The sequence below is a fragment of the Oscillibacter sp. UBA6647 genome, assembly GCA_002455655.1.
Lineage (GTDB): Bacteria > Bacillota > Clostridia > Oscillospirales > Oscillospiraceae > Oscillibacter.
Window position 1 is genome coordinate 1 of sequence record DKLF01000105.1, and the last position, 5103, is coordinate 5103.

Sequence of the window (5103 nt, forward strand, 5' to 3'; positions counted from 1 at the left end):
CCGTCTTCACCCGGGAAGTCCGTATCTATGGTGAAGGGAAAAATCCCCCAGTTGATGCAGTTGGAGCGGTAGCGCTTGGTGGCAAAGCTTTGGCATAGGTTGGCGCAGCCCCCCAGCACCCGCTGGCAGGAGGCGGCCTGTTCCCGGGCGGAGCCGTCTCCGGGCCGGTTGGCGTAGATGGCGGAGCCAAATTGGGTGGTGCTTATAAGCGCCTCCCCGTCGCCCACGCGATCGAGAAGAGAAACCAGTTTTTCCGAGGGGGTCCCTGCGAGCCGCGCCGTCTCCTCGGCGGCAATTGCCTTGGCCCGGGGAACGTATTGCGGCTCCCGGCGGGAGAGGGTAAACTCCGCAAGCCGCATGGGATTAGATCGGTAGGACGAGGTTTCGCCGGAGGGAATCAGCTCGTCGGTGGTGGTGACCTCGTCCCGCAGGACCGCCGCCAGTTCCACCAAAAGATTTTCCGCCGGGGGCTGAATGACGGGCCAGTCGGTGATATTGGGCCCCATCACAAGCTCCGTCTCCGGCAGAGGATGGCCCACGCCGTTGTACACCCGCTTTTCATAGGGCGCGGGGTCAAAAGAATAGGGAAGAGGATGGAGCGTAAACGTTTCCTCCGTGGCGGGGGTGATTTTGCCGCCATTTCGGGCGGTGGCAGCGATGGACCGGGCGTCCATCAGGCACACGGCGGCAAACTGCCCCTCGCCGGGCTTGCTGCCCTCCCGGTTGGGAAAGTTGCGGGTGGTGTGCCGCAGGCTGAGGGCGTTGTTGGCGGGGACATCTCCCGCGCCGAAGCAGGGACCGCAGAAGCTGGGCTTTAAAACCGCGCCCGCTTCCAGCAGCGCGGCGGAAATTCCCGCCCGGGTCAGGGCAAGGCTCACCGGTACGCTGGTGGGATAGACGCTGAGAGAGAAATCGCCGCCCTCCGGGCCGCCGCGCAGAATGTCGGCAGTGGCGGTGATGTTGTCGAACAAGCCCCCTGCGCAGCCCGCCACGATACCCTGATCGGCCCACACGCCGCCGTCATGGATTTTATCCAACAGCCGGGGACTGGCCTTGGGCCAGCGCTGCTTCGCGTCGGCTTCCACCGCTGAGAGAATGTCGGCGGCATTGTCCAGAAACTCCCGGATGGGATAGGCGTTGGAGGGGTGGAAAGGCAGGGCCAGCATGGGTTCCACCGCGTCAAGATCGATGGAAACCATCCGGTCGTAGTACGCGCCCTCGCCGGGGGACAGGGGCCGGTATTCCCCGGCCCGACCGTGGACCTCGTAGAATTTCCGCACCGCGTCGTCCGTCTCCCAGACGGAGGAAAGGCAGGCTGTTTCCGTGGTCATCACGTCCACGCCGTTGCGATAGTCCATGGGCAGGGACGCAATTCCCGGTCCTGTGAACTCCAACACCCGGTTGCGGACAAAGCCCTGCTCAAACGTGGCCTTGATCAGCGCAAGGGCCACGTCGTGAGGGCCTACTCCCGGTTTCGGCGCGCCGGTGAGCCAGACCAGAACGATTTCGGGGTAATCGCCGTCCCAAGTATCCTTTAAAAGCTGCTTGCACAGCTCCGGGCCTCCCTCGCCCACGCCCATGGTGCCCAGCGCGCCATACCGAGTGTGGGAGTCGGAGCCGAGAATCATCTTTCCGCAGCCTGCAAGCTGCTCCCGGGCGTAGGAATGGATGACGCTCTGGTTGGCAGGGACGTAGATGCCGCCGTATTTCTTCGCGGCGGAAAGACCGAAAGCGTGGTCGTCTCCGTTGATGGTGCCGCCCACGGCGCACAGGCTGTTGTGGCAGTTGGTCAGAGCGTAGGGCAGGGGAAATTCCCGCATTCCCGATGCCCGGGCCTGCTGGAGAATGCCCACGTAGGTGATGTCGTGAGAAACCATCGCGTCAAAGCGAAGACGCAGCTTGTTCTCGTTACCGGATTGATTGTGGCTTTGCAGGATGGACCAGGACAGGGTGCGTCTGCGCCCTTCCGCCGGGGAGACGGACGCGGTTTCGCAGGGAACACCTCCAGACAGAAACACGCCCGAGGAGTGCAGCGTAATCATAAAAATCCCTCCCAAACCCACTGTTTTGGCAGCGGGCCTTTTTAAACTTGTGTTTTAATGTAGCACAAAACAGTCCGTATGAAAAGCTAAAAATGGTGGAAGAAAGGATTTATCCTGCATTTTCGTCAAAATGACCGCTGGCGCAGCGATGAGAGTGGAAATTCTTGTCGCCGCTCACGGAGAGAAAAACCGCGCGGACAAGCGCTTGCGCCCTTGTCCGCGCGGCGGGATTGATTTGTGTGCCGATGCACTTATACGTAGGTCTGGCGGCTCACATCAAACACGCCCCGGGTGGTGATGCGCAGGGATGGAATGACCGGCAGGGCCATGAAGCTGAGCGTCATGAAGGGGTCCACTCCGTCGGAGACGCCAAGTGCGGAGGCTTTTTCCTTGGCGTCTTCCAGTTTCCGATTCACCTCGGGCAAAGGCTCCTCGCTCATAATGCCTGCGATGGACAAGGAAACCTCTGCAACGGAGGCCCCGCCGTCCAGCACCACGATGCCGCCGTTCAGCTCCACCACCCGGTTTACCGCTGCGGCCATATCTGCTTCGTTGGTGCCCACAACGATGATGTTGTGGGAATCGTGGGAGATGGAGGTAGCTACCGCGCCGGATTTCAAGCCGTAGCCCTGAATGTAGCCGATGCCGATATGGTGGGTGTTTTTGTGCCGTTCCACCACGGCAAGCTTCAGCACGTCATACTCCGTGTCAATGCGGTCGGAGTAGCCCGCGTCCACCGTGGTGATCTCGCCGGGGACCATGCCGATGATGCCCCGGGGGCGCTTTTCCGCAAAGTCCTCCGCCGTCAGTGTTCCCACATGGAAGGTGTTGTGCGCCCGCTCTACCAGATACGGTTCGATTGACGGGGCGGGGAAGTCCCGCAGTTCGCCGTTTTCCACCATCAGTTCGCCCCGCTTATAGACTTTCTCAATCTGGAAGGACTCGAAGCTGTCAATCACCACAAAGTCCCCGAGGTATCCCGGCGCGATGGCGCCCCGGTTGTTCAGAAGGAAGTATCGCGCGGCGTTGTGGCAGGCCACCTTCACCGCCGTGATGGGGTCCGTCCCCAGGGCGATGGCCCGCCGGACGATGTAGTCAATGTGGCCCTTTTCCAACAGGTCGTTGGGGTGCTTGTCGTCGGTGCAGAACATGCAGCGCTCGGCGTATTTGTCGCACAGGAGGGGAACCAGCGCTTCCAGATTCCGGGCGGCGGTGCCCTCCCGAATCATGATGAACTGGCCCCGCTGGAGCTTTGCAATCGCGTCGTTCAAATCGTGGCACTCATGGTCGGAATAGACCCCGGCGGCGATATAGGCGTTTAAATCGTTGCCCTGAAGGTCCGGTGCGTGGCCGTCAATTTTTTTGTGATGGGCTTGCGCCGCCACGATTTTTTCAACGGCCTGTTCGTCGCCGTTGATGATGCCCACAAAGTTCATCATCTCCGCAAGACCCTGCACTCTTGGATGGTCGTAAAAAGAGTCGATGGCCCGGTAGTCCAGAATCGCCCCGGATTCGTCTAACGGCGTGGCGGGGACGCAGGAGGGCAGCATGAACCGCACGTCCACCGGCAGGCCCTCCGTGGCCTGAAGCATGTACTCAATGCCGTCGGTCCCCATCACATTGGCAATTTCGTGGGGATCGGTGATGACGGTGGTGGTGCCGTGGGGCAGCACCGCTTTTACAAATTCCCGGGGACTGACCAGAGAGCTTTCCAGATGAATATGCGCATCCAGAAAGCCGGGCAGGACGATTTTGCCGGTCATGTCTGCCTCAATTTCGCCCTCGTAGTTGCCCATGCCCACAATCAGCCCCTCGGCCACGGCGATGTCCGCCTGACACAGCTCGTTGGAGAACACATTGACATAGGTTGCGTTTTTCAGCACCAGATCCGCCTTTTCGCGGCCGGACGCGGCCTCGATGATGCGACGTTTCTTCAGCAGCTTTCGGTTGATTTTGCCCGCGTAGCTCTCAGACATGGAACCACTCCTTTTCAATATTAAATTTACTTATCTCAGAAAGTAATTGAGATAATGGTGATGATTTTAAGAAAGTATACGCGCAAAACGCGCATTTGTCCATAGAGAAAACGGGAAAAGTTTTTTGTTGCATTCGCTACTTCCAAAAATATGAAGGGTCTGCTATATTAGTATCAGTCAATATACGAATGGACCGCCGGGATCGGCAAAGGAAAGGAGCGTTTTTATGGCAAAAATAAACGCAAAAGCCTATGAGGCCATGGACTACGGCATGTATCTCATTTCCACTTCCGCGGACGGAAAGCGGCAAGGCTGCATCGTCACCTCTTTCGTGCAGGTTACTTCCTCCCGTCCGCCCCGCTTCACCGTCACGCTGAATAAGGATCACTCCACCACCGAGGCGATTCTTGCTTCCGGCGTTTTCTCTGTGACGCTGTTGGGGAAGGACTGCCCAGAGGAGATCATCAATACCTTCGGTTATAAATCCGGCCGTGTTGGAGACAAGTTCGCCGCCTTTGAGCCGAAGACGGACGAGAACGGAAACCCCTATCTTGCGGAGCATATGGTGTCCCGCGTGAGCTGCCGCGTGGTGGACAAGCTGGAAATCGGAAGCTATGTGCTGCTGGTTGGGGAAGCTGTGGACGCTGAGATTCTTGACGGCGGAGAGATGATGACGCTTAAGGAATTTTCAAACCGCGGCAAGAGTGCCCCCGCCACCGCCACCGTGGTGCGCGAGATGGTTGGCAAGGGCTTCCGCTGCACCGTGTGCGGCTATATTTACGAGAGCGAGACGCTGCCTCCGGACTATATCTGCCCGGTGTGCCACGCTCCGGCAAGTAAATTTGTGCCCAACGACTAAAGAGCGGCGAAAACCCCATTTTACGGATCTTTTACAATAAAACCCGGCATCCTTTGGCGCTGCAAAACAAGGGACTGAGGAAAATATTTCCTCAGTCCCTTGTATGTTTGCAGTTCCTTTTGTCGTGTGCGGAGCAATACCGCCTAAAAAAGCCCTGTTGGCGGTTTATCTGCGCTAATCTAAGAGGAGGGTATCCAGCGCGGCCTTGAAATCCGCGATGATGTCC

At 58.7% G+C, this 5103-nt stretch carries 3 protein-coding genes; 1 reads left to right on the forward strand and 2 read right to left on the reverse strand.

Annotated elements, in window-relative coordinates; translation table 11 throughout:
• Positions 1-2042 (reverse strand): hydratase (locus B2W96_RS07905; RefSeq protein ID WP_293009744.1); only part of this gene is annotated, 2042 nt, incomplete at its 3' end.
• A 251-nt stretch (positions 2043-2293) separates the two neighbouring features.
• The gene (ade, locus tag B2W96_RS07910) at positions 2294-4018 is read right to left on the reverse strand and encodes an adenine deaminase (RefSeq protein WP_293009745.1); all 1725 of its coding nucleotides are present in this window, start codon (positions 4016-4018) and stop codon (positions 2294-2296) included.
• A 226-nt stretch (positions 4019-4244) separates the two neighbouring features.
• Here ade and B2W96_RS07915 point away from each other — a divergent pair, with 226 nt between their 5' ends.
• Positions 4245-4877: a flavin reductase gene (locus tag B2W96_RS07915; RefSeq protein ID WP_293009746.1), complete on the forward strand. Its 633-nt coding sequence runs from the start codon at positions 4245-4247 to the stop codon at positions 4875-4877.
• The last annotated feature ends 226 nt before the right edge of the window (positions 4878-5103 follow it).

What these genes read in the sequence shown, in the direction of transcription:
- B2W96_RS07915 (WP_293009746.1), top strand. Translation starts at nt 4,245, where the DNA reads ATGGCAAAAATAAACGCAAAAGCCTATGAGGCCATGGACTACGGCATG.
- ade (WP_293009745.1), bottom strand. Translation starts at nt 4,018, where the DNA reads ATGTCTGAGAGCTACGCGGGCAAAATCAACCGAAAGCTGCTGAAGAAA.